Annotated in this window: 28 protein-coding genes; 14 read left to right on the forward strand and 14 right to left on the reverse strand. The window is 72.9% G+C overall.

The window, feature by feature from the left end; all coding sequences use genetic code 11:
- Nucleotides 1-87: 87 nt before the first annotated feature.
- From ACWEOZ_RS13955 to ACWEOZ_RS13975, 5 genes are read left to right on the forward strand one after another with little or no spacing between them, the layout of a single operon-like run.
- Nucleotides 88-1,683: an ATP-binding protein gene (locus ACWEOZ_RS13955; RefSeq protein WP_451911080.1), complete on the forward strand. Its 1,596-nt coding sequence runs from the start codon at nucleotides 88-90 to the stop codon at nucleotides 1,681-1,683.
- A gap of 48 nt (nucleotides 1,684-1,731) precedes the next feature.
- A complete protein-coding gene (locus ACWEOZ_RS13960; protein ID WP_360556153.1) occupies nucleotides 1,732-2,166 on the forward strand; it encodes a roadblock/LC7 domain-containing protein in 435 nt (144 codons plus the stop codon).
- A 2-nt stretch (nucleotides 2,167-2,168) separates the two neighbouring features.
- Nucleotides 2,169-2,540, forward strand: a complete 372-nt coding sequence (locus ACWEOZ_RS13965) for a DUF742 domain-containing protein (RefSeq protein ID WP_451911081.1) — start codon at nucleotides 2,169-2,171, stop codon at nucleotides 2,538-2,540.
- Entirely contained in the window at nucleotides 2,518-3,114 is a 597-nt protein-coding gene (locus tag ACWEOZ_RS13970) for a GTP-binding protein (RefSeq protein ID WP_451911082.1), read from the forward strand. Before ACWEOZ_RS13965 ends, ACWEOZ_RS13970 begins: the two co-directional genes overlap by 23 nt.
- Nucleotides 3,111-3,650 (forward strand): GAF domain-containing protein, encoded by a 540-nt coding sequence (locus tag ACWEOZ_RS13975; RefSeq protein ID WP_451911083.1) that lies wholly within the window; start codon nucleotides 3,111-3,113, stop codon nucleotides 3,648-3,650. The genes ACWEOZ_RS13970 and ACWEOZ_RS13975 overlap by 4 nt, the downstream gene beginning before the upstream one ends.
- Before the next feature lie 7 nt (nucleotides 3,651-3,657).
- Here the strand turns inward: ACWEOZ_RS13975 and ACWEOZ_RS13980 are convergent, their stop codons facing one another.
- From ACWEOZ_RS13980 to ACWEOZ_RS14005, 6 genes are all read right to left on the reverse strand, one after another.
- On the reverse strand, nucleotides 3,658-4,857 hold the full coding sequence (locus tag ACWEOZ_RS13980; protein WP_451911084.1) for an acyl-CoA dehydrogenase family protein: 1,200 nt from the start codon (nucleotides 4,855-4,857) through the stop codon (nucleotides 3,658-3,660).
- Between the two features lie 194 nt (nucleotides 4,858-5,051).
- Nucleotides 5,052-5,600, reverse strand: coding sequence for a YciI family protein (locus ACWEOZ_RS13985; protein WP_451911085.1), 549 nt, complete (start codon nucleotides 5,598-5,600; stop codon nucleotides 5,052-5,054).
- A 9-nt stretch (nucleotides 5,601-5,609) separates the two neighbouring features.
- Nucleotides 5,610-6,104 carry a GyrI-like domain-containing protein gene (locus ACWEOZ_RS13990; RefSeq protein WP_451911086.1) on the reverse strand — a complete coding sequence of 165 codons (495 nt, stop codon included), beginning with the start codon at nucleotides 6,102-6,104 and terminating at the stop codon, nucleotides 5,610-5,612.
- Between the two features lie 78 nt (nucleotides 6,105-6,182).
- Nucleotides 6,183-6,995: a sugar nucleotide-binding protein gene (locus ACWEOZ_RS13995; protein ID WP_451911087.1), complete on the reverse strand. Its 813-nt coding sequence runs from the start codon at nucleotides 6,993-6,995 to the stop codon at nucleotides 6,183-6,185.
- A complete protein-coding gene (aspS, locus tag ACWEOZ_RS14000) occupies nucleotides 6,995-8,797 on the reverse strand; it encodes an aspartate--tRNA ligase (protein ID WP_451911088.1) in 1,803 nt (600 codons plus the stop codon). Before aspS ends, ACWEOZ_RS13995 begins: the two co-directional genes overlap by 1 nt.
- Nucleotides 8,798-8,889: 92 nt before the next feature.
- The gene (locus ACWEOZ_RS14005; protein WP_451911089.1) at nucleotides 8,890-9,738 is read right to left on the reverse strand and encodes a hypothetical protein; all 849 of its coding nucleotides are present in this window, start codon (nucleotides 9,736-9,738) and stop codon (nucleotides 8,890-8,892) included.
- Between the two features lie 232 nt (nucleotides 9,739-9,970).
- Between ACWEOZ_RS14005 and ACWEOZ_RS14010 the strand changes: the two genes are divergently transcribed.
- Nucleotides 9,971-10,609 carry a hypothetical protein gene (locus tag ACWEOZ_RS14010; RefSeq protein WP_451911090.1) on the forward strand — a complete coding sequence of 213 codons (639 nt, stop codon included), beginning with the start codon at nucleotides 9,971-9,973 and terminating at the stop codon, nucleotides 10,607-10,609.
- Nucleotides 10,610-10,632: 23 nt separating this feature from the next.
- Complete coding sequence (locus tag ACWEOZ_RS14015; protein ID WP_451911091.1) at nucleotides 10,633-11,685, forward strand: Lrp/AsnC family transcriptional regulator; 1,053 nt, start codon at nucleotides 10,633-10,635, stop codon at nucleotides 11,683-11,685.
- On the opposite strand, the gene ACWEOZ_RS14020 is transcribed toward ACWEOZ_RS14015, so the two are convergent.
- From ACWEOZ_RS14020 to ACWEOZ_RS14040, 5 genes are all read right to left on the reverse strand, one after another.
- The gene (locus ACWEOZ_RS14020) at nucleotides 11,644-13,167 is read right to left on the reverse strand and encodes a DHA2 family efflux MFS transporter permease subunit (RefSeq protein ID WP_451911092.1); all 1,524 of its coding nucleotides are present in this window, start codon (nucleotides 13,165-13,167) and stop codon (nucleotides 11,644-11,646) included. The genes ACWEOZ_RS14015 and ACWEOZ_RS14020 overlap by 42 nt on opposite strands.
- Before the next feature lie 109 nt (nucleotides 13,168-13,276).
- A complete protein-coding gene (locus ACWEOZ_RS14025) occupies nucleotides 13,277-14,065 on the reverse strand; it encodes a 2-phosphosulfolactate phosphatase (RefSeq protein ID WP_451911093.1) in 789 nt (262 codons plus the stop codon).
- 20 nt (nucleotides 14,066-14,085) lie between these two features.
- Nucleotides 14,086-15,060 (reverse strand): hypothetical protein, encoded by a 975-nt coding sequence (locus ACWEOZ_RS14030; protein ID WP_451911094.1) that lies wholly within the window; start codon nucleotides 15,058-15,060, stop codon nucleotides 14,086-14,088.
- Nucleotides 15,057-15,407 carry a hypothetical protein gene (locus ACWEOZ_RS14035; RefSeq protein ID WP_451911095.1) on the reverse strand — a complete coding sequence of 117 codons (351 nt, stop codon included), beginning with the start codon at nucleotides 15,405-15,407 and terminating at the stop codon, nucleotides 15,057-15,059. Before ACWEOZ_RS14035 ends, ACWEOZ_RS14030 begins: the two co-directional genes overlap by 4 nt.
- Before the next feature lie 36 nt (nucleotides 15,408-15,443).
- A complete protein-coding gene (locus ACWEOZ_RS14040; protein ID WP_451911096.1) occupies nucleotides 15,444-15,902 on the reverse strand; it encodes a hemerythrin domain-containing protein in 459 nt (152 codons plus the stop codon).
- Between the two features lie 129 nt (nucleotides 15,903-16,031).
- Between ACWEOZ_RS14040 and ACWEOZ_RS14045 the strand changes: the two genes are divergently transcribed.
- On the forward strand, nucleotides 16,032-16,556 hold the full coding sequence (locus ACWEOZ_RS14045; protein ID WP_451911097.1) for a tetratricopeptide repeat protein: 525 nt from the start codon (nucleotides 16,032-16,034) through the stop codon (nucleotides 16,554-16,556).
- A 45-nt stretch (nucleotides 16,557-16,601) separates the two neighbouring features.
- Here the strand turns inward: ACWEOZ_RS14045 and ACWEOZ_RS14050 are convergent, their stop codons facing one another.
- Nucleotides 16,602-18,194 (reverse strand): beta-N-acetylhexosaminidase, encoded by a 1,593-nt coding sequence (locus tag ACWEOZ_RS14050; RefSeq protein WP_451911098.1) that lies wholly within the window; start codon nucleotides 18,192-18,194, stop codon nucleotides 16,602-16,604.
- A 43-nt stretch (nucleotides 18,195-18,237) separates the two neighbouring features.
- The gene (locus ACWEOZ_RS14055) at nucleotides 18,238-19,446 is read right to left on the reverse strand and encodes an alanine racemase (RefSeq protein ID WP_451911099.1); all 1,209 of its coding nucleotides are present in this window, start codon (nucleotides 19,444-19,446) and stop codon (nucleotides 18,238-18,240) included.
- Between the two features lie 49 nt (nucleotides 19,447-19,495).
- Here ACWEOZ_RS14055 and ACWEOZ_RS14060 point away from each other — a divergent pair, with 49 nt between their 5' ends.
- From ACWEOZ_RS14060 to ACWEOZ_RS14070, 3 genes are read left to right on the forward strand one after another with little or no spacing between them, the layout of a single operon-like run.
- Nucleotides 19,496-20,806 (forward strand): transcriptional regulator, encoded by a 1,311-nt coding sequence (locus tag ACWEOZ_RS14060; protein WP_451911100.1) that lies wholly within the window; start codon nucleotides 19,496-19,498, stop codon nucleotides 20,804-20,806.
- Complete coding sequence (locus tag ACWEOZ_RS14065) at nucleotides 20,803-22,032, forward strand: amidohydrolase family protein (protein ID WP_451911101.1); 1,230 nt, start codon at nucleotides 20,803-20,805, stop codon at nucleotides 22,030-22,032. Before ACWEOZ_RS14060 ends, ACWEOZ_RS14065 begins: the two co-directional genes overlap by 4 nt.
- On the forward strand, nucleotides 22,032-22,409 hold the full coding sequence (locus ACWEOZ_RS14070; RefSeq protein WP_451911102.1) for a RidA family protein: 378 nt from the start codon (nucleotides 22,032-22,034) through the stop codon (nucleotides 22,407-22,409). The genes ACWEOZ_RS14065 and ACWEOZ_RS14070 overlap by 1 nt, the downstream gene beginning before the upstream one ends.
- On the opposite strand, the gene ACWEOZ_RS14075 is transcribed toward ACWEOZ_RS14070, so the two are convergent.
- The gene (locus ACWEOZ_RS14075) at nucleotides 22,397-23,131 is read right to left on the reverse strand and encodes an alpha/beta hydrolase (RefSeq protein ID WP_451911103.1); all 735 of its coding nucleotides are present in this window, start codon (nucleotides 23,129-23,131) and stop codon (nucleotides 22,397-22,399) included. The two genes, ACWEOZ_RS14070 and ACWEOZ_RS14075, sit on opposite strands and share 13 nt — an antisense overlap.
- Nucleotides 23,132-23,231: 100 nt before the next feature.
- Here ACWEOZ_RS14075 and ACWEOZ_RS14080 point away from each other — a divergent pair, with 100 nt between their 5' ends.
- Genes ACWEOZ_RS14080 through ACWEOZ_RS14090 form a run of 3 tightly spaced genes read left to right on the forward strand, consistent with a single transcriptional unit; the run spans nucleotide 23,232 to nucleotide 25,503 of the window.
- Complete coding sequence (locus ACWEOZ_RS14080) at nucleotides 23,232-23,621, forward strand: GntR family transcriptional regulator (RefSeq protein ID WP_451911104.1); 390 nt, start codon at nucleotides 23,232-23,234, stop codon at nucleotides 23,619-23,621.
- A complete protein-coding gene (locus ACWEOZ_RS14085) occupies nucleotides 23,618-24,523 on the forward strand; it encodes an ABC transporter ATP-binding protein (RefSeq protein ID WP_451911105.1) in 906 nt (301 codons plus the stop codon). Before ACWEOZ_RS14080 ends, ACWEOZ_RS14085 begins: the two co-directional genes overlap by 4 nt.
- Complete coding sequence (locus ACWEOZ_RS14090) at nucleotides 24,520-25,503, forward strand: ABC transporter permease subunit (protein ID WP_451911106.1); 984 nt, start codon at nucleotides 24,520-24,522, stop codon at nucleotides 25,501-25,503. The genes ACWEOZ_RS14085 and ACWEOZ_RS14090 overlap by 4 nt, the downstream gene beginning before the upstream one ends.
- The last annotated feature ends 80 nt before the right edge of the window (nucleotides 25,504-25,583 follow it).

Consider the following 25,583-nt stretch of genomic DNA (forward strand, 5'->3'; position numbering starts at 1 on the left):
TTCCACAGTGGAATTCGCTGAATGCGTAGCCGCCACAAAGTCTCCCGCCGACTGAGGACGCCCATGCCCGAATCACCCTCGTCCGCCGTGCCTACGCCGGACGACACCCTGTTGCGGGGTCGGCTGCTGTGGCTGGTCGCGGCGCCCGCCGGGGCCGCCGCGCTGCTGTTCGCGGTCACCGCCGGCTACCTCTGGGCCGGCGGGGCGGACCGGTCGGACCTGGTGCTGATCATCGTCTTCCTGCTGGGCGTGGTCGCGCTCACCGTCGTGGCCGGCCAGGCGGTGGGGACGGTCCGGCGCCTCGACGACCGGCCGGCCCGGCTGCGGGCCGAGCTCGCCGAGGCGCGCGCGCAGACCGCGCTGGCCCGCGCCGATCTCGCCGACACCCGGGCCGAGACCACGGCCGCGCTGACCGAAGCGGCCGGCTACCGCGCCGCGGTCGAGAACGCCCGGGCCGAGCTCGAGGCGCTCGGCGAGCGGGTGCGGCTGGCCGAGGAACGGCCGATGCCGGTACGCACGTCAGCCGGGCGCCAGGTCGAGGTGTTCGTCAACCTGTCCCGCCGCCTGCAGTCGCTGGTGCACCGCGAGATCAAGCTGCTGGACGCGCTGGAGAACGAGGTCGAGGACCCCGACCTGCTCAAGGGCCTGTTCCAGGTCGACCACCTGGCCACCCGCATCCGCCGCCACGCGGAGAACCTCGCGGTGCTGGGCGGGGCGGTCTCCCGGCGGCAGTGGAGCCGGCCGGTGGCGCTGACCGAGGTGCTGCGCTCGGCCATCGCCGAGGTCGAGCACTACTCCCGGGTCAAGCTGGTGCCGCCGATCGACGGCACGGTGCCCGGGCACGCGGTGGCCAGCATCATCCACCTGGTCGCCGAGCTGATCGAGAACGCGACGATGTTCGCCCCGCCGCAGACCCAGGTGCTGCTGCGCGCGCAGCACGTCGCGGCCGGGGTGGCGGTCGAGGTCGAGGACCGGGGGCTGGGCATCCAGCGCGAGGACCAGGACCGGCTGAACAGGCTGCTGCTCAACCCGGAGGACATCAATCTGGACGAGCTGCTGCGCGACGGCCGGATCGGCCTGTTCGTGGTCTCGATGATCGCCCGCCAGCACGGCGTCACCGTGCAGCTGCAGGGCAACATCTACGGCGGCACCCAGGCTGTGGTCATCCTCCCGCAGCAGCTGCTCGGCTCGGCCCAGGACGACCGCGGTCCGGTGGCGGCCCAGCCCGCCCTGACCCAGAACACCATGGAGCTGGTGCAGCGGGTCCCCGGGCCGTCGCAGATCGCGGCGCCCCCGCCGACCTGGCCGGCTTTCGCCGGGGCCCCGGACGCCGCCGCTCCCGCACTGGTCTCCGCGGTGCCCGCCTCCGCACCACCCGTCCCGGCTTCACCGGCTTCCGCCTCACCGGCATCCGCACCACCGGCGTCCGCCGACCGGGCGCCGGTGGTGGCCGAGGCGCCGCGGCGCACCGGCGCCGAGGTGGCCGAGGGCCGGCCCACCGTCACCCCGCCCCCGCTGCCGCGCCGGCACAGCCAGACCCATCTGGCGCCGCAGCTCCAGTTCGGACCGCCGCCGCCGGCCCCCGAGGACGACGGGGCCGAGCACGATCCCGGCCTCATGGCCTCGTTCATGCAGGGCGTCTCCCGCAGCGACGCCGGGCCGGCCGCGACCGAGCAGCACTGACTCCCCCGCTCCACCCAGACCGAGCCCCGCTGAGAAAGGTGTGCTCAGATGCTGAGCAACGACCCGGTACGTTCCGCCCAGGACCTCGTCTGGCTGCTGTCCGGGCTGGTCGAGCGCGTCCCGGACACCCGTAGCGCGCTGCTGCTCTCCTCCGACGGGCTGCGCAAGGCCGCGCACGGACTGGACGACGACGGCGCCGACCACCTGGCCGCCATCGCCTCCGGGTTGTTCTCCCTGGCCCGCAGCGCCGGGTCACGGTTCGGCGGCGGGGAGGCGGTGCGCCAGGTGGTGGCCGAGCTGGAGGACGCCCTGCTGTTCGTGTCCGCCGCCGGCTCCGGCGCGGTGCTCGCCGTCATCGCGGGCAAGGACGCCGACCCGGGAGTGCTCGGCTACGAGATGGCGCAGCTGGTCAAGAGTGTGCGGCCGTACCTGGGCACCCCGGTCCGGCAGGCGGCCGGCCATCCCGGCGGCGCGGGACGGTGACGATGGGGCGGCCCGACGACGAGCACTGGCTCGACGACGCCGCGGGACGACTCGTCCGGCCGTACACGGTGAGCAACGGGCGCACCCAGCCCAGCACCCACCTGGAACTGCTGTCGATGGTCAAGGCGACCGGCCGGCTGCCGCACGGTCAGCTCGAGCCCGACCACGCCGAGGCCCTCGGGTTGTGCGGCAGCCCGACGACGGTCGCCGAGGTCGCCGCCCGGCTGCGGCTGCCCGCGGTCGTCACCAAGATCCTGCTTTCCGACCTGGTCGACGCCGGCGCCATCGACACCCGATCCCCCGGCCCGGCGGCCGAACCCACCAATACGGCGGTACTGGAGACCATTCTCAATGCCTTACAGCGACGACTCTGATCCGTTCCCGACGCCGCTCAAACTGCTCATCGCCGGCGGGTTCGGGGTGGGCAAGACGACGTTCGTGGGCGCGGTCAGCGAGATCGAGCCCCTGCGGACGGAGGAGATCCTCACCACCGCCGGCGTCGGCACCGACAACCTGACCGGCATCGAGCGCAAGACGACCACCACGGTCGCGATGGACTTCGGCCGGATCACCATCGACCGGCGGCACATCCTCTATCTGTTCGGCACGCCCGGCCAGGAACGCTTCTGGTTCATGTGGGACGAGCTGTCCGCCGGGGCGATGGGCGCGGTCGTGCTGGCCGACACCCGGCGGCTGCAGGACTGTTTCGCGGCGGTGGACTTCTTCGAGTCGCGCGGCATCGGCTTCCTGGTGGCCGTCAACCAGTTCGACAACGCGTTCCGGTACGAGCCGGCCGACGTGCGCAGCGCGCTCGACCTGCGGCCCGAGGTGCCGATCGTCAGTTGCGACGCCCGTGACAGCCGGTCCGCCACGGGTGTGCTCGTCCAGCTCATCCAGCACCTGCTCGGCGTACATCCCACCCCGACGGCCATCCGGAGCTTGGCATGATCTACGACTCGTCCCCGCACCACCCGCTGACCCCGACCGACCTGGAGGTGCCGCTGCGGATGCGGCGGCTGCGCGAGCTGGGCCTCGGTGAGCAGCCGGACCCGGAGTTCGACGACTTCGCCCGCAAGCTGACCGAGGTCACCGGCGCCCCGTACGCGATGGTGAACTTCATCAGTGAGGACCGGCAGTACTTCGCCGGCCTGCACACCGTGGCCAAGGGTGACCCGTCCGCGACGCCGGGCCGGGTCATGGACCGCGACCACGGCTACTGCCCGCACGTGGTGGTACGCCGCAAGGCGCTGGTTCTCGACGACGTCTGCGACTACCCCCGCTTCGCCGGCAACCCGGTGGTCGACGAGATCGGGATCCGGTCCTATCTCGGGGCGCCGCTGATCGACCGGACGGGCACGACCCTCGGCACGATCTGCGTGGTGGACGTGGAGCCCCGCCCGTGGGGGCGGCCCGGCCTGGAGACCATCAAGTCGATGGCCGCCGAGCTGATCACCCAGATCCACCGGCGGGAGGACGGCCGCTGATCGCGGTTCACGGGATGACGGCCTCCTCGGCCGGACGTGCGGCCAGCCGTTGCGACCACTGGCCCTTGGCCGTCCCCAGGGCCACCTCGGCCAGGCGGATCAGCTGCACGTCGGAGGTGCCGGCCGGGGCGAAGATGTGATGGGCGTCGCGCAGGTAGCGCTCCACCGGCCGGTCCGCGTAGAGCCCGGCCGCGGCGTGGATCTCCATCGCGTTGCGGGCACTGTCCAGAGCGGACTCGACGTTGATGAGCTTGGCGTTCATCAGCTCCGCGTCGCAGGGCAGCCCCTGGTCCAGCGTGTGCACGGCGTGGTACGCGGCCAGCCGCGCGGTCATCAGCCGGGACTGCATCTGGCCGAGCTTGAGCTTGATCGGCAGCAGTTCGCCGAGCGGCTTGCCGTAGCGGTGCCGCTCGCTGACGTACGCCGAGGTCTCCTCGACCAGGGCCTGGTGGATGCCCAGCGCCACCGCGGTCAGGTTCGGGCGGCCGTACAGGATGCTGGAGGAGTAGGCCACGGAGAGGCCGTCGCCCTCGGCACCCAGCCGGTTGGCCGCCGGGATCCGGCAGTCGGCGAAGACGAGCTCGCCGAAGCTGAAGCCGTGCAGGCCCATCGCGGCCCGGTGCGGGCCGAGCGAGAAGCCGGGCCGGTCGGCCTCCACCAGGAACGCCGACAGGCCCTTGGAGCCGGTGCCGGTGCGCACCACCACACCGTGCAGGTCACCGACGTGGCTGTTGCCGACGAAGACCTTGCGTCCATTGAGGACGTAGTCCGAGCCGTCGCGCTCGGCCGTGGCCGACATGCCCAGCACGTGCCCGCCGGAGTGCTCCTCGGTGACGGCGATCGTCGGCAGGCACTCCCCCGCCGCGATGGCCGGCAGCCACTTCGCCTGCTGGTCGGCGTCGCCGAAGTGAAGGATCTTGGCCACGCCCAGCTGGGACGCCTGCACCATGGCGCCCATCGCACCGCTGACCCGGGCCAGCTCCTCGATGATGATGGTCTTGGCCAGGTGACCGAGACCCATGCCGCCGTGCCCGGGGCCGATCGTGACACCGATCCAGCCCTGGCGGGCGATCAGCCGCGAGAGGTCGTACTGGACCGCGCGGGAGGCTTCCATCTCGTCGATCCGCAGGCGCACCTCGGTCTCCGCGAACGCTCGCACCTCCTGACGCAACTGTTCATGGCGCGCGGTCATGAAGTACGCGTCCACTGCAACTCCTTGTGGGGTCGGCAAGCGGCGACAGACAACAGCGACTCGACACGAACACCGGTGGGCGCGCCGTCGCTGCCGCTGATCGTATCCGCGCAGACACGTATAGTGATAGATCAACGATCAAGAGAAATACTCACAACTGACTAGCGCCACCCGGGAATCCGGGCAAAGCGGTCCACAGTGGAGGTACGTCAGGGGCGCCCGCCGAAGGCCCAATTGTGCACCTCGACGGCGGCGTACCGGTCGGCGGTCAGGACCGTCCGCGCCCGGCCGGCATCGACCGCCCGGACCAGCGCCGCCGTGCCCAGCCAGGCGACACCGTCGTCGGCCAGCAGCGGGCCGTACGCGATCAGCTCGTCCGCCGCGGCCGGCAGGGCGAGGTCGGCGCCCGGCCCCGCGCCGAGGCCGAGCACCAGGTAGCGATGGCCGCCGCTCCGGCCGCCCGAGAAGTCCCACATCGTGCGCCCGAGCAGGTTGCGCCATCGGCGCAGCAGCACGTCCCGGTACACGCCGGCCTGGTAGTTGGGTTCCTCGAAGGCGAACGCGCGCGCCGCAGCGGGATCGGGCAGATCGACGATGTGCACGCTGCCGGTCGCCGTCTCACCGTCGTCGGTGAGAGTCGGGCCGCGGGCGATCATCCCGGCCGCATAGCCGTCCATGTAGGACCAGTGCGCCGACAACAGTTCGTCGCGCAGCGCCGCTGAGCCGGGCCGGTCCCGGTGGTAGCAGAAGAACTCCATGCCGGCAGGCTAGTCGGCCAGGCGGAACAGCAGCGCGGTCTCCCACTTGTGCTGGTCCGGCTCCTCGGCCGGGTTGGTCAGCAGCACCTCCAGCCGGGCGCCCCACACCTCGCCCTCCGGGGTCGGGGTCACGTCCCAGCGCACTCCCTGGTGCTGTCCCCAGTCCAGCAGCGTGGCGGTGACACCCATCAGCTCGTCGGGGTGGCCGACGTGGGTGAGGGTCGCGTACCGGCCCGCGGGCAGCACGTCGACGAAGTCCGGCTCGGCGACCTCGATCGGCGCCGACAGCGGGATGCCGGCCTCCACGACCAGCTCAGCGGACATGTCGATCACCCGGTAGCGGAAGAAGGGGGCGCCGGCCGGCACCACCCCGCGCTCGCCCAGCCAGCCGAACATCGCCGGCAGATGATCGGCGACCCGGGCGAACTCGGTCATGGTGATCGACTCGCGCCGGGCGACGTACAGCTGCTCGTCGCGCCACAGGATGGTGGGTTCGGCCAGCACGGGCGCCTCCTCGGTGACGGGTTGGCTCCATCATCGGCAACGGTCACCGGAAGCGCACCTCGATGGCCGCCGATCCGGCTACGCGACGCCCAGCGCCTCGCCGACACCGCGCAGCGGCGTCTTGAGCAGGCCGGTGGCGCGGGTGCTGTCCAGCCGGACCTCCGCGGCGCCCGCCGTGAGGTCGCTCTCGGCGATCGTGCACACCGGCACGGCCGCCGGGTCGAGTCCGTAGCGCCTCGCCACCAGGCGACCGAGCTCCGCGCGGCTCACTGCCTGCGGCCCGGCGACATTGATCAGGCCCTGGTATCCGCCGCCGGCCAGTTCCAGGAGCGCGGCGGCCAGGTCGGTCGCGTCGATCGGGCAGCGGACCATGTCGCTGAAGAGGACACCCCGGGCCCGGCCGGTGATGAGGTCCAGGGCGAAGCGGACCTGCTTGCTGCGCTCGTCCCCGACGATCAACGAAGTCCGGACCAGGGCGGCTGCCGGGTCGATCGCGGCGACGGCCGTCTCGGCCGCTGCCTTCGCCGCACCGTACGGGTAGATCGGGGTCGGCGCCGCCTCGTCGCCGTAGGGCTCGGGCCGGCCGCCGTGCAGCGCGTCGGAGGACACGTGCACCAGACGGGCACCGGCCTCGGCAGCGGCGAGGGCCACGTGGGCTGCCCCGTCGGCGCAGATCGCCCAGCTGTCCGCCCGGTACGCCGCGTTGACCACGACCGCCGGCCGGACCCGGGAGACCAGCGCGCGGACCGCCTCGCGATCCGTGATGTCCAGCCGGGACCAGCCGCTCGCGCCGGTGGTGGAGGTCCCGGCGACCTCGGCCCCGGCCGCCGACGCCAGCCGGGCCACCTCGCTGCCGAGATGACCGCTGGCGCCGACGACCAGCACCCGCATCAGTTCGAGGGCTCCACCGGGGCTGCCACGCCGTCCGTGCCCGGCGTCGCCGCCGTGGCCTTCGGCTTCGCGTCGATGCCGGCCTCCAGCCGCTGCTGGGCGGTGATCGGCGTCGGCGCGGTGGTCAGCGGGTCGTAGCCGCCGCGGGTCTTCGGGAACGCGATGACCTCGCGGATCGACTCGTTGCCGGAGAGCAGCATGCAGGTGCGGTCCCAGCCGAGGGCGATGCCGGCGTGCGGCGGCGGCCCGTACTTGAACGCCTCCAGCAGGAAGCCGAACTTGTCCTGGGCCTCCTCCGGGGTGATGCCGAGCAGGTCGAAGACCCGGCTCTGCACGTCACCGCGGTGGATACGGACGCTGCCGCCGCCGATCTCGTTGCCGTTGACCACGATGTCGTACGCGTAGGCCAGCGCCTGGTCCGGCGCCTCCTCGAACTTGTCCATCCACTCGGCGTTCGGCGAGGTGAACGGGTGGTGCACGGCCGTCCAGCCACCGTCGTCGGTCTTCTCGAACATGGGCGCATCGACGACCCAGCAGAACGCCCAGGTGGACTCGTCGATCAGCCCCGACCGCTTGGCGATCTCGATGCGGGCCGCGCCCAGCAGCTCCTGGGCCTCGCGGCGCTCGGTCGCGGCGGCGAAGAACACCGCGTCGCCCGGCTTCGCGCCCACCACGTCGGCCAGCCCGGCCAGGTGCGCCTCGGACAGGTTCTTGGCGACCGGGCCGCGCGCCGCTCCGGTCTCCGCGTCCAGCACCACGTACGCCAGGCCACGGGCGCCGCGCGCCTTGGCCCAGTCCTGCCAGCCGTCGAGCTCCTTGCGGGTCTGCGCGGCGCCGCCCGGCATGACGACCGCGCCGACGTAACCCCCGGCGTCGATCGCCCCGGCGAACACCCGGAACTCGGTGCCGCGCAGGTAGTCGGTCAGCTCGGTCAGCTCGACGCCGTACCGCAGGTCGGGCTTGTCGGAGCCGTACCGGTTCATCGCGTCGGTCCAGGTGATCCGCGGGATCGGGGTCTGGACGGTGTAGCCGGCGAGCTCGCCCCACAACTTGACGACGAGTTCCTCGCCGAGCTCGATGATGTCGTCCTGGGTCACGAAGGACATCTCGATGTCGAGCTGGGTGAACTCCGGCTGCCGGTCGGCGCGGAAGTCCTCGTCGCGGTAGCAGCGGGCGATCTGGTAGTAGCGCTCCATGCCGGCCACCATCAGCAGCTGCTTGAACAGCTGCGGGGACTGCGGCAGGGCGTACCAGGTGCCCGGCTGCAGCCGGACCGGGACCAGGAAGTCCCGGGCGCCCTCGGGCGTCGACCGGGTCAGCGTCGGCGTCTCGATCTCGTTGAAGTCCCGCGCGTGCAGGATCTCCCGGGCGATCTGGTTGGCCCGGCTGCGCAGCTTCAGCGCGTTGGCCGGGCCGCTGCGGCGCAGGTCCAGGTAGCGGTACTTGAGGCGCAGGTCGTCGGAGGCGGTGATGGTGTCGTCGACGGGCAGCGGCAGCGGCGCGGCTTCGGAGAGCACGACCAGCTCGCTCGCGGTGACCTCGACGGCCCCGGTGGGCAGGTCCGGGTTCTCGTTGCCGGCCGGGCGCTGGGTGACCTCACCGGTGACCTTCACACAGAACTCGTTGCGCAGCGCGTGCGCGTCCTCCTCGCGGAAGACGACCTGCACGACACCCGAGGCGTCACGCAGGTCGACGAAGATGACACCGCCGTGGTCGCGGCGGCGGGCGACCCACCCGGCGAGCGTCACCGTCTGACCGGCGTGGCTCGCACGCAAGCTGCCGGCGTCATGGGTACGGATCACGGAAACTTCTCCTCACAGGGGTTCACGGGGCGCACCCGACATTGTGTCAGCTACGCCCCGTACCGCTGCGCACAGGCCCGGGACCGCACCGCTCACTGAGGCACGATGTACGCGGTCGCCTGCAACGTGACCAGATTGTCGGCGCTGACCCCGGTGACCGTGACGACCACCATGCGCTGGCTGTCGCCCCGGCTGTTGGCCGCGGCCAGCGACGTCTGGATGCAGTAGGCGTCGCCCTTGCGCATGGCGTATTCCTTGGTCGACGGGATGGCGCTGAACTGAATCTGCTCGGCGCACGCGTTCGGCGTCATGGCGCTCTCTCCCACCGCCGCGACGACGCCGTCACTGAACTCCATCTTGGCGATCCCGCCCGTGCACGCGTCGAGGGAGATGTCCGCCGCGCCCTCCGCGTCGAGCCGGGGCTCGTCCAGATCGATCTTCCGGGTGTCGCAGCCGGTCACCTGCACGTTCAGGGTGCGCTTCTCGTAGAACAGCTTGAAGACCGACTGCGGGTTGAGCGGCGCGGCGCTGGCCTCCCCGGCGGGCGGCTCGGCCGGCTCCGGGTCGGCGGTGGGCCCGGTGCCGGCCGTCGGTTCGGCGGCCGGCGCTGTGGGGTCCGCGCCCTGCGCCGGGCCGGGCGCGGGCGGAAGCGCCGCCACGGTCTCCTCGGCGTTGTCCGCCTTGCTCAAGGCCCACGCCGCGACCCCGAGGGAACCGAGAGAGAGCAGCACCGCGACGGCGGCGACGAGCATGGCCAGCCGGGCCACGCCCCGGCCCGGCCCGGGACCCGCGGACACCGGGGACCCGTACGGCGCCCCGGAGACCGGCGGCTGCTTCGGCGCACCGGGCGCCGGGGCCTGGGCCTGGCCGAAGGCCGGCGGGCGGGAGGCGGACGGTGGCATGGACGGGCCGGCGCCGGACGGCGGCTGCGGTGAGGACACCCGAACTCCAAGATCGATGACCGGGACGACTCGGTCGAACGGACACGAGAAGCGCCGGAACGGTTGAAAGTGCTTTTTCACGCAGCCGGCGGTACGCAACACTCGATCGGCGCGCATCCGGGACGATATTCCGCACATCGTCGGCCGTGCATCGATGATTAAGGCAAGAGTGGTGACCGAAAGCACGAGTACACACACAGACAGTCGGCGGGAGCGCTGGCGCGCCCTCAACATGGGTGACAAGGCCGGCGTGATCTCGGCCGTCATCGCGGCGGTGACGGCGCTCGCGGCCGGGGGCAACTGGGCCTGGCAGCACTTCTCCGGCCCGGACGACCAGGTGGTGTCGGGCACTGCCACCACCGCGCCCGCGATCCCGCCCGCCACCCCGCCGGCCCGGTCGGACACGAGCCCCCCGGCCGGTACGACGGTGACCCCGCCCGGGACGGGTGCCGGCACGCCGCTGGACAGCCTGGACCGGATCGGCGGCACGGTGGTGGCCCTGCCCGACGGCGTGACCGCGGCGGACTACACCCGGCCGGTGGCCGTCGAGTGCCCCAGTAACAACACCGGTGACCAGACCCGGACCCTCACCTACGAGCTCGACCGCAGGTTCCGCACCTTCGCGGCCACGGTGAGCGGCTGGGCGGAGACCCGCAAGGCGGATCCGGTCGAGGTGCGGGTCTACACGAAGACCCGGCAGAAGGACGACACCTTCCGGACCCTCGAGGCCGGCGTGCAGGGTGGTGTCGTCAACGAGCCCGGCCGCGCGTTGAGCGCCAAGGTCACCGGAGCCGATCAGCTGCTGGTCGAGGTGCGCTGCCAGCGTCCGGACGGGATCGTCATCCTGGATGCGGCGACCCTCGGCGGCTGACCTGGGCACGTACCATTCCAGCCGTGGACTCTCACAGCGGGGCGGAATCCGCCTCGGTCGACCAGTTGGACCGGCAGATCCTCCAGGGACTGCGGCTTGCTCCGCGGGTTCCGTTCGCCCGGCTGGCGGCTGTGCTGGCCGTCTCCGAGCAGACCGTCGCCCGGCGCTATCAGCGGATGCGCACCCGGGGGCTGATCCGGGTCTTCGGGCAGGCCGACCCCGAGCGGCTGCCCGGGACCACGTACTGGACGCTGCGGATCTCCTGCCGGCCCGGCACCGCCGCCGTGACGGCGCAGGCGCTGGCGCGGCGCACCGACACCAGCTGGGTGACGATCGGGGCCGGCGGCGCCGAGCTGACCTGCGCGGTGCGGGTCACCGCCGACCACGATCGCCGCGAGGGCCTGCTGCATCATCTGCCGCGGGCGGCCAACGTGCTCTCGCTCAGCGCCCATCAGGTGCTGCACCGCTTCGTGGGCCGGGGCGAGACCGACTGGATCGCCGGCGACGAGCAGTTGAGCGCGGGGCAGCGCGAGCAGTTGCTGGACGGCGCCGACCCCGGCGTACGGGTGGGGGCTGAGCTGCAGCTGAGGGGCGAGGGCGGCGCCCGGGTCGAGCCCGGGGACCGGGCGCTGCTCGCCGCGCTCGCCCGGGACGGCCGGGCCGGTTATGCCGCGCTGGCCACCGTCACCGGCTGGACGCAGCGCAAGGTCGCCCTGCGGCTGGGCGCGCTGATCGCCGCCGGGGCGGTGTACTTCGACACCGAGGTCGCGGCTTCCCTGATGGGTTTCCGGTCGGCGGCGAACCTGTGGCTCACCGTCGCGCCGGCCGATCTGGCCGCGGTCGGCGCCCGGCTCGCCGATCACCGCCAGCTGGCCTGGGCGGCGGCGGTCACCGGCACCGCCACGATCACCGCGATCGCGCTGTGCCGGGACGCCGAGGAGCTCTACCGCTATCTGACCACCGAGATCGCCGCCATCCCGGAGATCCGCACCTGCGAGACGGTGCCGGTGCTGAGCCGGGTCAAGCATGCCGTCTCACTCGTGGACGGCGGTGTACTCGGGGAGCCGGTCCTCTGAGGGTGCCGGGGCGGCCGGCCGTACGAGGATCAGCACCGCGATCCCGCCGAGCAGGCCCACCCCGGCCGCCACCAGGAAGCCCGCGTCCAGCCCGGCGACCGCCGCGCCGTGCAGGGCCCGGTCGATCGTGCCGCGCAGGCCGTCGGGCACCGCGGCCAGGATGCGGCCGGCCTGTCCTCCGGCGAGGGCGTGCGCGGTCCGCTCCGGCTCCGGGGCGCCCTGCGCACCCAGGTGATCCTCCGCGCGGGCCGCGAAAACCGTGCCGAGTACGGCGATGCCGATCGCGAAGCCGAGCTGCCGGGCGGTGGTGACCGCGCCACCGGCCATGCCGCCGCGGTGGGCCGGGACAGCACCCATGGCCGATTCGGCGAGGGTGGGCATGACCAGGCCGACACCGGCGCCGATGACCGCGTACCCGGCCATCAGGGCGGACCAGCTGGACTGCGCGCCCAGCAGCAGGGCGCAGAGGGCGCTGCCCAGGCCGATCAGCAGCATCCCGCCGCCGATGAGCAGCCGCGGGGAGCGGCCGTGCAGCTTGGCGCCCGCGACCCCGGAGACGATCACCGAGACGATCGACATCGGCAGCCCGGTCAGGCCGGCCTGCAGCGGCGAGAGCCCGATGACCGTCTGGAGCCAGATCGAGGTGTAGGTGAACGCCGCGAAGGCCGCGAAGTTCACCAGCAGCGCCGCCACCAGGATGCCGGCGAAGGAACGGTTACGCAGCAAGGCCAGGTCCAGCATGGCGTGCGGGCTACGCCGTTCCACCAGGACGAACGCGGCCAGCGCGAGGCCGCTGAGCAGCAGCAGTCCCCAGGTCTGGACCGAGCCCCAGCCGACGGTGGTGGCCCGGATGACGGCCAGCGTCAGGGCCCCCGCCGCGACGGTGAAGGTCAGGGTGCCGGCCAGGTCGAAGCGGCCGCGCCGGGCCGCGCGGTCGGCAGTCAGCGCGGTGAAGCACAGCACCAGCGCGGCGATGCTCACCGGCAGGTTGACCAGGAAGATCCAGCGCCAGCTCAGCGCCTCGGTGAGCAGACCGCCCAGGATCGGGCCGATGGCCGCGGCCGCGCCGGAGACGCCGCCCCAGACGCCGTACGCCACGCCGCGGGAGCGACCCTGGTAGGCGCTGTTGAGCAGGGCGAACGTGGTGGTGAACATGGCCGCGGCGCCGATGCCCTGCACCACCCGGGCGGCGATCAGCAGGCCGTCGTCGCCGGCGAGCCCGCAGGCCAGCGAGGACAGCGCGAACACGATCAGGCCGGCGATGTAGAGCCGGCGGTGCCCGAGCCGGTCGCCGAGCGCCCCGGCGCCGAGCAACAGGACGGCCAGTGACAGCGCGTAGCCGTCCATGACCCATTGCAGGGAGCTGAACGACGTGCCGAGGTCCACCGCCATCTCCGGCAGTGCGACGTTCACAATGGTGACGTCGACGAGCAGCATGAAAGTGCCGAGGCACACCGCGATCAGCGGCCACCATTTCCGCACGGGAATCTCCTCACTAGGCGTGACCGCATCACGATCTCTCACCGCGACCGCGATCCGCCAGCCAGAGCCACGCCGACGTCGGAATCCGACATGGCAAGGCGCCAGGAGATCAAAGAACGCCCTGATGACCTTCCGGCGGAAGTGGATCTGCCACGAACCATCCGTCGGTCAAGACCGGCACCGCCGTGGTGGCGTCCAGCTGCGCGGCCACCGCGACATCCTCCGGAAAACCGTGGGCCCGCAACTCGCGCCCGGAGGCGCAGTCGCGCAGGGCGGTCGCCACGTCGTCGGCGACGCTCCGGTACGCCGCCAGCGCCGTCCCCGCCTCGACGGAGAGACCACCGGCTCCCCGCCGTACCAGGGCGTCGATGAACGCCCCCGCACCCCACAGGTCCTCGACCGCCGGCCGCAACGAACCGTCCGGCCAGCGCTCCCCGGCCGCGACCACCGCGACCGCCTCCCCCGCACCCAGCCGGCGCACGACGCTCGCCGCGGCCGCGTCCGCGTTGCGCAGCGACACCCCGACGACGGTCGCGCCGGCCTCGGCCAGCCGGGCCGAGATCGTCGCGCCGTTCGGCGAGGGCAGCACGAGCCGCTCGATCCCCGTGCTGCGCCGGATGCTGTCCGGCGACAGGCTCACCTGATCCGGCCGCACCACCCGTTTGCGCCCGACGGCGAGCACCGCGCGATGCTCCCGGGCCACCCGCTCGGCCGAGTCGTCACCCCACCGGTACGGCAGGACGGCGATCCCCCGCTCGACGGCGACGGTCAGGGCCGTGGTGAAGGAGAGCACGTCGACCACGGCGACGAGGCCGGCGCCGGGGCTGACGGCGTCCGCCCCGGACGGACCCCAGTCGAAGCGGACCCGGCTGTCGGCCTGCGTCCAATCGTCGTTCATCCGACGATTGTGCCGCCCGGTCACTCGTCGAGCTGCCTCAGTGCTGTGTGGACGGCGCGGTGCTGGGCGGCGCGGTGGCCGCTCTCCGGCGGCGGACCCAGCGCCACCACCCGGTCGGTGACCCCATGGGTGATCCGGTAGAGCACCACCTGGACCGCGACCTCCCGCCAGTCGGCGGCCCGGGCGGGCAACGGCCGGTGCCCGAGCACGGTAGTGAACCACGGCGGGAACAGCTCGTAGCCGGCGACGGCAGCGTCGATCCGGTCCCGGACGTGCGCGGCGAGCCGGTCCGCGGCCGAGGCGCCCGGATGCGCGCTGTACGCCTGCTGCTGCGCGGCGTCGCGATGCAACTCCCGCTCCGCCTCGTCCCGCTGCACGCGCGCCGCCGCGACCTGCGCCTCCTGCTCGTCCATCAGGGCCCGCTCCGACCGGTACGCCGCGGCCGCGCGCCGGAACGCCCACCCGCCGGCCTTGCGGACGGCGAGTGAACGGCTGACGCCCAGCGCCCGCTGCCGGGTCTCCGCGAGCCGGCATTCGTCCTGCTCGAAGCGCTCGATCTGCTGCCGGCGCAAGGCCACGGCAGCGTCGTCCATGATGGAGGACCGGACCTGCTCGGCCGCCCGGACGTCCGCGACCAGCGGCGCCAGCTCGGCCGGCACGGTGTCCAGATCCACCGGGAGCTCACCCTGCTGCCGGCGCAGCAGCCCCTCGATCTGCTGGATCTCCCCCTCCAGCCGGCCGGCCCGGGTCGCGTACTCGCGCAGCTTGCGTTCGACGTGCCGGCGCAACTCGGTCTGCTCCGCGGCGAGGGCGTCCACCCGCGCTTCGCCGGCGTCGAACCGCGCGGAAGCCTCCCGGGCGCGTCTCTCCGCCGTCTTGTCGATCCGCTGCATCTCCTGGGTGAGCTGCAGGCGCAAGGTGTTGACCTTGCTGCCCATCTCGCGGCGCAGCCCGGCGGCGACCCGGGCGAGGTCACCGGAGGCGTCGGCGCTCACGGGCTCGCCCCCGGCCCGGCCCGGGTGGTGAGCCACAGAGCGATCGCCGCGGCGAGCACGACCACGACGCCGAGCAGCGCCCAGGCCGGCAGCACCCCGGCCGCGACGAGCACGGCAGCCAGCGCGGCCACGCCGAGCAGCACGAACGTCAGCATCAGCCGGCGCTGGGCGGCCTCGCCCGCGAGCTCGTCGACCACCGTCATCAGCTCGTCGGTGCCGGTGAAGACCCGATCGAGCTGCCCGGCGTCGTAGGGCGGCTCCGCGCCCAGCCCGCCCAGCGCGTCGTGCCGGGCGCGCAGCTCCCGCTGACGTTCGAGCAGCTCGGCCCGCCGTGACGAAGCACTCACACGCACTCCCTGCGGTCGCGTAGGGCAATGCTGGGCCTAGGCGGTGAGACCGGTCAATCCCTCGGAAGGGTCGAGGGCGTCCAACACGGCGACCAGCCGCTTCTCCTCACCGATGAAATGCGTCTCGAGCACGGCGGCGAGCCCGTCCAGCTCACTCTGCACCGCCGCGGCCCCGGCCGCCGTGTGCTCGTCGCGCAGCTGCCGGCTAAGCGTGCTCACCCGGGTCAGCAGGCCGGCGATCACCTGATGGTCGCGTTCCAGCCCGGCCAGGAACGCGCGCAGGTCCGGATGACGCTCGGCCAGCAGCGGGAACACGCCGGTGTCCTCACCGGTGTGATGCCGGGTGACCGCGGCGCAGAACGCGAGGCAGTGGACGCCCAGCTCGGCGTCGGGGACGAAGCCCTCCCGCAGGTCGGCGAGCATGTCGCGCAAGCCGATGTGGATCTCGATCAACTGCTGGCCGTACGCCCGGAAGCGGAAGTATTCACTGTCCACGGAGTTGTCCCATGGTCCGGCGCCTCCATGCCCGCGGCGGTCTCCTGGCCGGGTGCACTGCGACGCTGTGATCATCCGATCAGCCGAGGCCCGGCCGCGTCAAGCCGTCCGTCGTGCGACGCTGAAACCATGATCACACCGGACTGGGAGCGGCGGATGGACGCCGCGTGGGCGGCGTTCGACGAGCTCGACGAGGCGCCCTTCCTGAAGCTGGTCGAGCAGCTCACCGACGAACTCGGCCCGGACGACCCGATCGGACTCTTCGAGCGGGCCGGCTCGCTGGACGCCGTCGGGCGCACCGGCCAGGCCGTGCCGCTCTACCGGGAGGCGCTGGCGGCCGGTCTGTCCGGCAGCCGTCGCCGGCAGGCCGTGATCCAGCTCGCGAGCTCGCTGCGGGAGCTGGGTGAGGCGCCGGAGAGTGTCACGCTGCTGACCGCGGAGCTGGCCGCCGGTTCGGATGAGCTCGACGATGCGGTGAAGGCGGTGCTGGCTTTGTCGCTGGCGGATATGGGGCGGGAGCGGGAGGCGGTGGGGATCGCGGTGGGCGCGTTGGCGGGGCATCTGCCGCGCTATCAGCGTTCGATGGAGAACTACGCCCGGCTGCTGCTGGAGCCGGACCCGGCCGCCGACCCGGAGGCCGACGTCCACTCCTGACCGGCCGACATCCGCCTCCTCAGGCCGATGCCGCATCCGGCCGCATCAGCGCCGCAGGTCAGCCGTCATCTCGTGCACCTCGGCCACCCGGTCCGCCAGATCCCGGGGATGGCCCGGCGCGTCCGGCCGGGCGTCCCAAGGGCGCGGCCCGGACAGCGGCCGATAGTTGACCCCCAGCGCATCCAGCCGACCTAGATGCGGCCCCAGCCGGGCGGTGAAGTCGGCGAGGTCACGGTCCGCCGGACCCCACACCGTCTCGGCGAACGCGCACAGCCTCGGATAGGCCTGATAGTCCACCCGCCGGGCCGACTCCAGGTGCTCGGTCCAGACGTTGGCCTGCGCGCCGATGATCCGCCCCGCCTCGGCCTCGCTCAGTCCGGGTGGGACCGGCTCGAAGGCGTACACGTCGGCCAGGGTCAGCAGGGTGCCGACCGGGGTCGGTTCGCCCGGGTTGTCGGACTGGCGGTAGTCCAGGTAGACCGAGGTGTCCGGGCAGGAGACCACGTCGTGGCCGGCCCGGGCGGCCAGGATCGCCGGTTCGGCACCGCGCCACGCGGCGATGGTGGCTCCGGCCGGTGCGCCACCGGCGAGGATCTCGTCCCAGCCGTAGATCCGGCGGCCGTGCCCGGCCAGGTGGTCGGCGATCCGGGCGGTGAACCAGGCCTGCAGCTCGTGCGGGCCGGCCAGGCCGGCGGCGGCGATCCGGGCGCGGGCCGCCGGGGTGTCCCACTCGCCCGACGGGCACTCGTCGCCGCCGATGCCGATCAGCTCGCCCGGGAAGATCGCGACGACGTGGTCGAGGACTTCGCGGCAGAAATCCAGGGCCTCGTCGGAGACGTTCAGCACGTGCGGGGAGATGCCCCAGGAGGTACGGACCCCGCCCGCGAACCCGTTGCCCAGCTCGGGGTACGCGGCGATCGCGGCCTGCATGTGCCCCGGCATGTCGATCTCGGGCACCACGCTGATGTGCCGGTCGGCCGCGTAGGCCACGATCTCCCGCAGGTCGGCGGGGCTGTAGTACCCGCCGTGCGGCCGGTCGTCGTAGCGGTCGTGGATCCGCGAGCCGAGCATCGTCCGGGGCCGCCAGGCGCCGACCGTGGTCAGCCGGGGCCGGCCCGGCACCTCCACCCGCCAGCCCTGGTCGTCGGTCAGGTGCAGGTGCAAGACGTTGAGCTTGTGGAACGCGGCCAGGTCGATGAACCGCAGTACGTCGGCGACCGGCATGAAGTGGCGCGCCACGTCCAGCAGCACGCCGCGCCAGCCGAAGCGTGGCGCGTCCTCGATGTGCACGGCCGGCACCGGCACTGGACCGGGCATGATCGGGGCGCGGCGCAGGGTGTCGGCCGGCAGGAGCTGCCGGAGCGTCTGCACGCCGTGGTGCACGCCGGCCGGGGAGCCGCCCCGGATGTCGATCCCCGTGGCGCCGACGTCCAGCACGTACCCCTCCGGCGCCAGCCCGGTGCTGAGCCGCAACCGGACCGCGCCGCCCTCATCACCGCCCGGTCCGGCAACCGCCGGGAGCGACTCCCGGACCCGGGCGGCGAGCCGTTCCAAGCTCGCCTCGGCGGTCACCGGGGTCGCCGGGTGCAGGGTGAAGCTGCCGGAGCCGGGCATCAGCACCGCCGGGCGAGGGATCACGTCATCACCGCGCAGGTTCGTAAGTAGTTCGCTGGTCGAGGGCTCAGAAGTACGTGTGCAGCACGTCCACGACCACGTTCTCGTCGTCCACCACCGGGATGAACCGCCACTTGTCGAAAGCGGTGCACGGATGCGACAGACCGAAGCGCAGCATGTCACCGACGGCGGGCGAACCGCCGGTCACGTACGTGTGGTGGTCGTTCATCTTCGTCACGGTGAGCCCCTCGGTGACCGGCAGCCCCTCGTCGAAGGGCGCGTCCCGCTTGCCCATCCCCACGATCGCCAGCCCGGGCTCCGGAGTGGACAGCACCTGGGCCCAGATCTCCAGGGCGGCCGCCAGGGACCCGTCGCCCGGCTCGCGGTTGAACGGCGTGCGCTCCCGGTAGAAGCCGTCGTCGTGGGTCACCGAGGCGCCGCTGCGCAACACCGCGCGGACTTGGTGGCCGTCCAGCCACTGGCCCTCGAGCGCCTTGATCACCCGGTCGAACCAGGCGCTGCCGCCGGCCGAGACCAGCAGCTCCGACCCGGCCAGGCCGGCGACCGCCCGGGCCGCCTCGACCAGCGTCGCCAGGAACGCGTCCACCGCCTCGACATCCGGCAGCGCGCCTTCGTAGGCCGTCACCCCGAGCAGCGAGACCCCCGGCGCGCCGGCGGCTGCGCGGGCCACGGCGACAACCTCCTCGACGGTACGGCAGCCCGTCCGCCCACCCGGATGCCCGAGCTCGACCAGCACGGGCAACCCGCCAGCGGCCGCCACCGCATCCACCGCGGCCACCGAGTCGACCTGGAGGAACACCTCCCAGCCGGCGGCGGACTCGGCGGCCAGCCAGCCCAGCGCGGTCGGATCGAGCACCTCGTTGGCGATCAGCACCCGGGGCACCCCCAGCCGGCGCAGCACCAGGGCCTGGCTCGCCGTCGCCACGGTCATCGCCCACGCACCCGCCGCCAGCTGGGCGTCCAGCAACGTCGGGGCCATCGACGTCTTGGCGTGCGGGGCGAAGGAGAAGCCGTACCGCTGGGCGTACGCGGCCATCGTCGCGATGTTCGCCCGTACCGCCGAATCCCGGACCGCCAGCAGCGGCCAGGTGAACGAACCGTCGAACAGGTGATGCCGCGCAGCGGCGAAGTCGCGGGTCGTGACCTCGCCGGCCGGCAACCAGAAGCCCTTGGCCCGCCAGTCGATGAGCTCGTCCGGGATGTCGAGGGTCATGTCCGTCTCCTCCAGCTTGACCGGGGCGGTCCTTTCGCGCACGCTACTACGGACCAATTACGAACCACTAGGTGTGCGGCGGGGGGCGGGCGTGCCGGCGGCGATGGTGATCGGCCTGGTGCTGCACGCGAGCCACCGTCCCCGGTTCGAGGAGGCGGCCCGCACCCTGACCGGGGTGCGGTTCGCCTGGGCGGTCTACGAGCACGAGGACCAGATCCGGGAACGGGTCGCCGGGCTGCTGCGGGCCGGACAGCTCGACGGACTGCTGCTGGGGCTGGTCCCGTACGCCCGGTCCCGGGATCTGCTGCCGCCGGAGCTGCCGGTCGCGGTGACGCGCTCGGCCGCGCTGGATCTGGCCCTGGCCTGGGCCCGGGCCCGGGGCAACGGCTGGCCGGCCACGCCGGTCAGCATCGACACGTTCGCCCAGGAGACCGTCGACGAGGTGGCCACCGCGCTGGGGCTGGACCGGCAGGCGATCGCGGGCCTGCCGTTCGAGCCGGAACAGCCGATCGCCGACGTGGTCGCGTTCCACCGCGAGCAGCTGGCCCGCACCGGCGCCGCGTACGTGATCAGCGTCCGTACCGGTGTCGCCGCCGCCCTCGACGGCAGCGTCGCCGTCCTGCACGCCCTGGCCACGCCCGGCACGATCCGCGCCGACCTGCACGAACTGGCCCTGCGCATCCGGCACAAGCGGGCCGACGGCCTGCGCTTCGCCGCCGGGGTCTTCCTCATCGCCAGGCCGCAGGAGAGCCCCGACCTGGACCGGGCCCGGGTGGGGCTGCTGCACCTGCTGCTCAACACCCCGGATTTCGCCGACGCGTGGATCGACAACCGGGGCCGGCGCGGCGTCGTGGTGTTCGCTCATGCGGCGCTCTTCGAAGCGGTCACCCACCGGTGGGTGGGCCTGCCGGTGCTCGCCGAGGCCCGCGACACCCTGGGCCTGCGCGCGGTGGCGGGCTTCGGGCTGGGCGACTCGGCCCGGCTGTGCGTGACGCTGGCCGAACGGGCCGCCGCCCGGGCCGAGCAGGACGCCGAGCCGGGCGCGTACCTGATCTCCGACAACGGCACGATGATCGGCCCGATGGGCGCCGGCGGGACGCCGCTGGCCTACACCTACCGCGAGCACGGCGGCATCGAGGCGCTGGCCGGACGGGTCGGGCTGAGCCCGGCGACGCTGTCGCGGCTCGCCGCGATCGAACGCAACCTGGGAGGCCGGCCGGTCTCGCCCAGCGAGCTGGCCCGGTCGCTGGGGATCACCGACCCGAGCGGGCGGCGGCTCATCCGCAAGCTGGGCGGGTCCGGCCTGGCCATCGACGACGGCAGCTCGCAGGTGCACCGCCGGGGCCGCCCGACGCGGCTCTACCGGCTGGCCATCACCGCGGCCCTGGAGAGTGCGGCATGACCTACGACCTGCTGTTCACCGGCGGCGAGGTGCCCGGGACGGGACCGGCCGACGTGGCGGTGCGCGACGGGCTCATCGCGGCCGCGGGACCCGACCTGACCCGGGATGCCCGCACGGTGGTGGACGTCGCCGGGCTGCTTGTCACCCCGGGACTCGTCGACCTGCACACGCACGTCGGGCCGGGCTACTGGGGCATCGAGCCGGATCCGATCGCCTGGCGCTCCGGGGTCACGACCTGGGTGGACGCCGGGTCGGCCGGGGCGTACACCCTGGCCGGACTGCGCCGGGTGGTGGCGGGCACCGACGTGCGGGTGCCGGCGCTGCTCAACATCTCCGCGGTGGGGCTGGCCGGGCGCACCGGGGAGGGCCGCGACCTCGACAACTGCGACACCGCGCTGGCGATCGACACCGTACAGGCGCACCGCGACCTGATCCGTGGCATCAAGGTCCGCATCGACCGCGAGACCGTCGGCGGCAACGGCGTCGAACCCCTGCGGCGCGGACTGGCCGCGGCGCAGGCCGGCGGCGTTCCGGTCATGGTCCACATCGGTACGGCCCCACCCGCGCTCGACGAGGTCCTCGACCTGCTGCGCCCGGGTGACATCGTGACGCACTGCGCGAGTGGCATCGCCGCTCCCCTGGGCCCGGCCGTGCGCGCCGCCCGCGACCGCGGCGTGCTGCTCGACATCGGCCACGGCTCCGGCGGTTTCGCCTTCGACGTGCTCGAGCGGCAGCTCGCCGAGGGCCTGGGCCCGGACACGATCTCCACCGACCTGCACGCCCGTTCGGTGCACGGCCCGGTCTTCGACCTGCCCACCACGATGGCCAAACTGCTGGCCGCCGGCCTGCCGCTGACCGAGGTGCTCGCCGCCGCCACCGTGCGCCCCGCCCGCGCTCTCGGGCTCGCCGGCGGGACGCTGACTGTCGGCGCACCCGCCGACCTGGCGGTGTTCCGGGTCGAGGAGGGAGCCTTCGAGGTGGTGGACGCGCACCGCCAGGTCCGGCACGCCCCGCTGCGGCTGGTCAACGAGGCGACGTACGTGGCCGGCCGCCGGCTGGTCCCCCGGCTGAGCCCGCCGGTCCCGCCGTGGATCCCGCTGACCGACGCCCAGCGCGCCGCCCTCGCCCGCCGCGAGCGCGACCTGCGCGCCCTGCTCACCGCGCCGCTGGTCGGCGCGGACGGCCTGGCCGACCAGTTCCCGAGACCGACACCGAGGAGTTCCTGATGCCGAAGCGTGCCATCATTACCGATCAAGCCGCGCCCGTCGGCGGCCCCTACTCGCATGCCGTCGTCGCCGGCGACACCATCTACCTGGCCGGGGCGGTCCCGGCGCTGCCGGACGGCACCCGGGTCACCGGCAGCTTCGCCGAGCAGGCGCACGCGGCCTTCCGCAACCTGGCCGCGGTGGCCGAGGCGGCCGGCAGCAGCCTCGACCAGGCCGTCCGGGTCGGCGTCTACCTGCGCGACTTCGCTGACTTCGCCGAGCTCAACGAGATCTACCCGCAGTACATCAAGGGTGAGCACCTGCCGGTGCGCACCACCCTGCCGATCCCGCTGGTCGGCTTCGACATCGAGATCGACGCCGTGCTCTACACCGCCTGACGCTTGCGCACCCACTCGACGGCCTGACGCACCGCGGCGCGTGACTCCTCGGTGTGGTCGGCGATGTCGAAGCTGTGCTGCCCGCCGGGCACCTCGACGACCTCGACGTCGCCGGCCCGGGTCAGGAACGTCTCCACCCCCGCCGCGAAGCCCGGGTGCTCGCGTCCCACCCGGGTCACCAGGAGCGGCGGGGCGCCCGGCCCGACCGCCTCGGCCGGGGCGGCGAAGCCGGGCGCGGCCACCATGCCCGGCAGCGGGGTCACCACCGGATAGGTCAGGGCGATGCCGCGCAACCAGGCGGGCGCGTCGCGCAGCCAGCCGGCGCTGAGCATGGCACCGCCGGAGAAGAACCACAGCACCACCCGCTCCGCGTCAGCCCGCGGATCGGCCCGGGCAGCCGTCACGGCGGCGGCGACCTGATCCGCCGCCGTGGCGTAGTCCAGCACCAGGCCGTCCGGGCCCGGCGTGATGGGCAGCTGATACCCGACCACGGCGGTGAGCAGCCCCTGCTCGGCCAGCAGCCGGCCGTAGCCGCGATACAGCGGCCAGTCCCGGGGCTGCGCCTCCAGCCCGGGCGGCAGCGGCGTGCCGTGCACCACCACCACGACCGGGAACGGCCCTTCCCCGTCCGGCCGGTAAGTGTCCACAGTGTCCGTCCGCTCCGGCTCACGGGCCGGCGGTGACAGGACGAACGGGCGCAGATAGTCCGGGGTCTCAGCCATGCGCAGCACGCTATCGAAGCACCGGTGACCGCACTGTCCCTTGACAGGAGGACCGCCACTTTCTCTATAGTGCTAGTAGCCTAGTTAAAGCGAGAAACATGTGATCGACTTTCACCTGGACGTCCGGTCGGGCGTCTCGCCGTACCTGCAGCTCGTGCAGCAGGTGCAGCGGGCGCTGCGGCTCGGCCTGCTGTCCGTCGGGGACCAGCTCCCCACGGTCAAGGAGGTCGTGGCCAAGCTGGCGATCAACCCCAACACGGTGCTCAAGGCCTACCGGGAGCTCGAACATCTCGGCCTGGTCACCCCCCGCCCGGGGCTCGGCACCTTCGTGACCCACAGCCTGGCCGACGACTCGCTGGCCGCGCACGAACCGCTGCGCCGGGAGCTGCTCGCCTGGCTGGAGAAGGCCCACCGGGCCGGGCTCGACGCGGACAGCATCGAGGCCCTGTTCATGACGACATTCCGAAAGGCAACCGAGGTGACCCCATGAATCCGGTCCTGCGCACCCAGGGACTGAGCAAGAGCTACGGCAGCCGGCCCGCCCTCACCGACGTCACGCTGACCGTGCCCGCCGGCCGCGTCGTCGGACTGGTCGGGCCGAACGGCGCGGGCAAGTCCACACTGCTCAACCTCGCCGCCGGCATGATCACGCCGACGGCCGGCACCATCGAGGTGCTCGGCTCGCGCCCGGCCGCCGACGCCGCCCAGCTGGCCCGGATCGGCTTCGTCGCCCAGGACACCCCGGTCTACGCCGGCCTGACCGTCGCCGACCACCTGCAGCTGGGCCGGCGGCTGAACCCCGGCTGGGACGACGCGCTGGCGGAGGGGCGCGTCGCCCAGGTCGGCCTCGATCCGGCCCAGAAGGCCGGCCGGCTCTCCGGCGGCCAGCGGGCCCAGCTGGCCCTGACCATCGCCGCCGCCAAGCGGCCCGAGCTGCTGATCTTCGACGAGCCGGTGGCGTCGCTGGACCCGCTGGCCCGGCGCGCGTTCCTGCAGAGCCTGATGGAGTTCGTCGCCGAGCTGGAGGTCGGCGTCATCCTGTCGTCACACCTGCTCAGCGACCTGGAACGGGTCTGCGACCACCTGATCGTGCTGACCGCCGCCCGGGTGCAGCTCGCCGGCGACGTCGACGACCTGCTCGCCGCCCACTACCGCCTGGTCGCGGCCCGCGGCGACCTCGACCTGCTGCCACCGGGCGTCGAGGTGATCCAGGCGGAGCACACCGACCGGCAGAGCACGCTGATCGTGCACGACACGCTCGGCGCGCTGCCCGGGATCCCCGTCGAGGCCGAGCGCATCGGCCTGGAGGACATGGTCCTCGCCTATCTCACCCGGGCCGCCCACGGTGCCGTCGGTGGTTTCACCCCGCAGACCCTGGAGGCGCACCGATGATCTGGCTGACCTGGCGACAGTTCCGCGGCCAGGCCCTGGTGGCCCTCGTCGCGCTCGGCGCTCTCGCGATCTACCTCGTGATCCTCGGCCTGCAGCTGCGCAGCGCCTACGACACCAACGTCGGCTGCACGGGCTGCTCGGTGGATTCGGGCACACAACTGCTCAAGGACAAGTACTTCTCCGTCCTGCTGCTCACCGGCTTCCTCATCATCCTGATCCCGGCCGTCATCGGGGCGTTCTGGGGCGCGCCGCTGATCGCCCGCGAGCTCGAGGCCGGCACGCACCGGCTGGTCTGGAACCAGAGCATCACCCGGACCCGGTGGCTGGCGGTCAAGCTGTCGTTCGTCACGCTGGCCGCGCTGGCCTTCACCGGCATCCTCAGCCTGCTCTTCACCTGGGCCGCGAGCCCGTACGACCGGGCGCTCAACGACCGCTTCGACCCGCTCTTCTTCCCCACCCGCAACCTGGCCCCGCTGGGCTACGCGGTGTTCGCCGTCGTCGCCGGGATCACCATCGGGCTGCTCACCAAGCGGACCGTCATCGCGATGGCCGTCACGCTGGCCGCGTTCGCGGCGATCCAGGTCCTGATGCCTACCGTCATCCGCCCGCACCTGCAGGGGCCGATCACCGAGAACGTGCAGTTCACCGCGGGCGGCGCGCACGGCATCTGGACCAATCCGGCCGGCCAGGTGTCGGTGGAGGGCTACGACGTGCCGGGGGCCTGGATGCTGACCAGCGAAGCGGTGCTCGTCGACAGCACCGGCGCCCAGCCCGGCAAGGCCGTGACCGAGGCCTGTTTCACCGGCGACTTCGAGAAGGACAAGGCCTGCCTGGAGGCGCTGAACCTGCACAGCGTGCTGACCTACCAGCCGGCCGACCGGTACTGGACCTTCCAGTGGCTGGAGTTCGGGATCTACCTGCTGCTAGCCATGCTGCTGGCCGGGTACGCCTTCTGGCGCATCCCCCGCGGCCTCAGCTGACCGGCGTTTCCCCCGGCGTTGTCCCGGCAGGCGTGGTCTCATCAGGATGATCACGCCTGCGGGGCGGGGTAACACGCCGG

The organism is Actinoplanes sp. NPDC004185 (assembly GCF_053603475.1).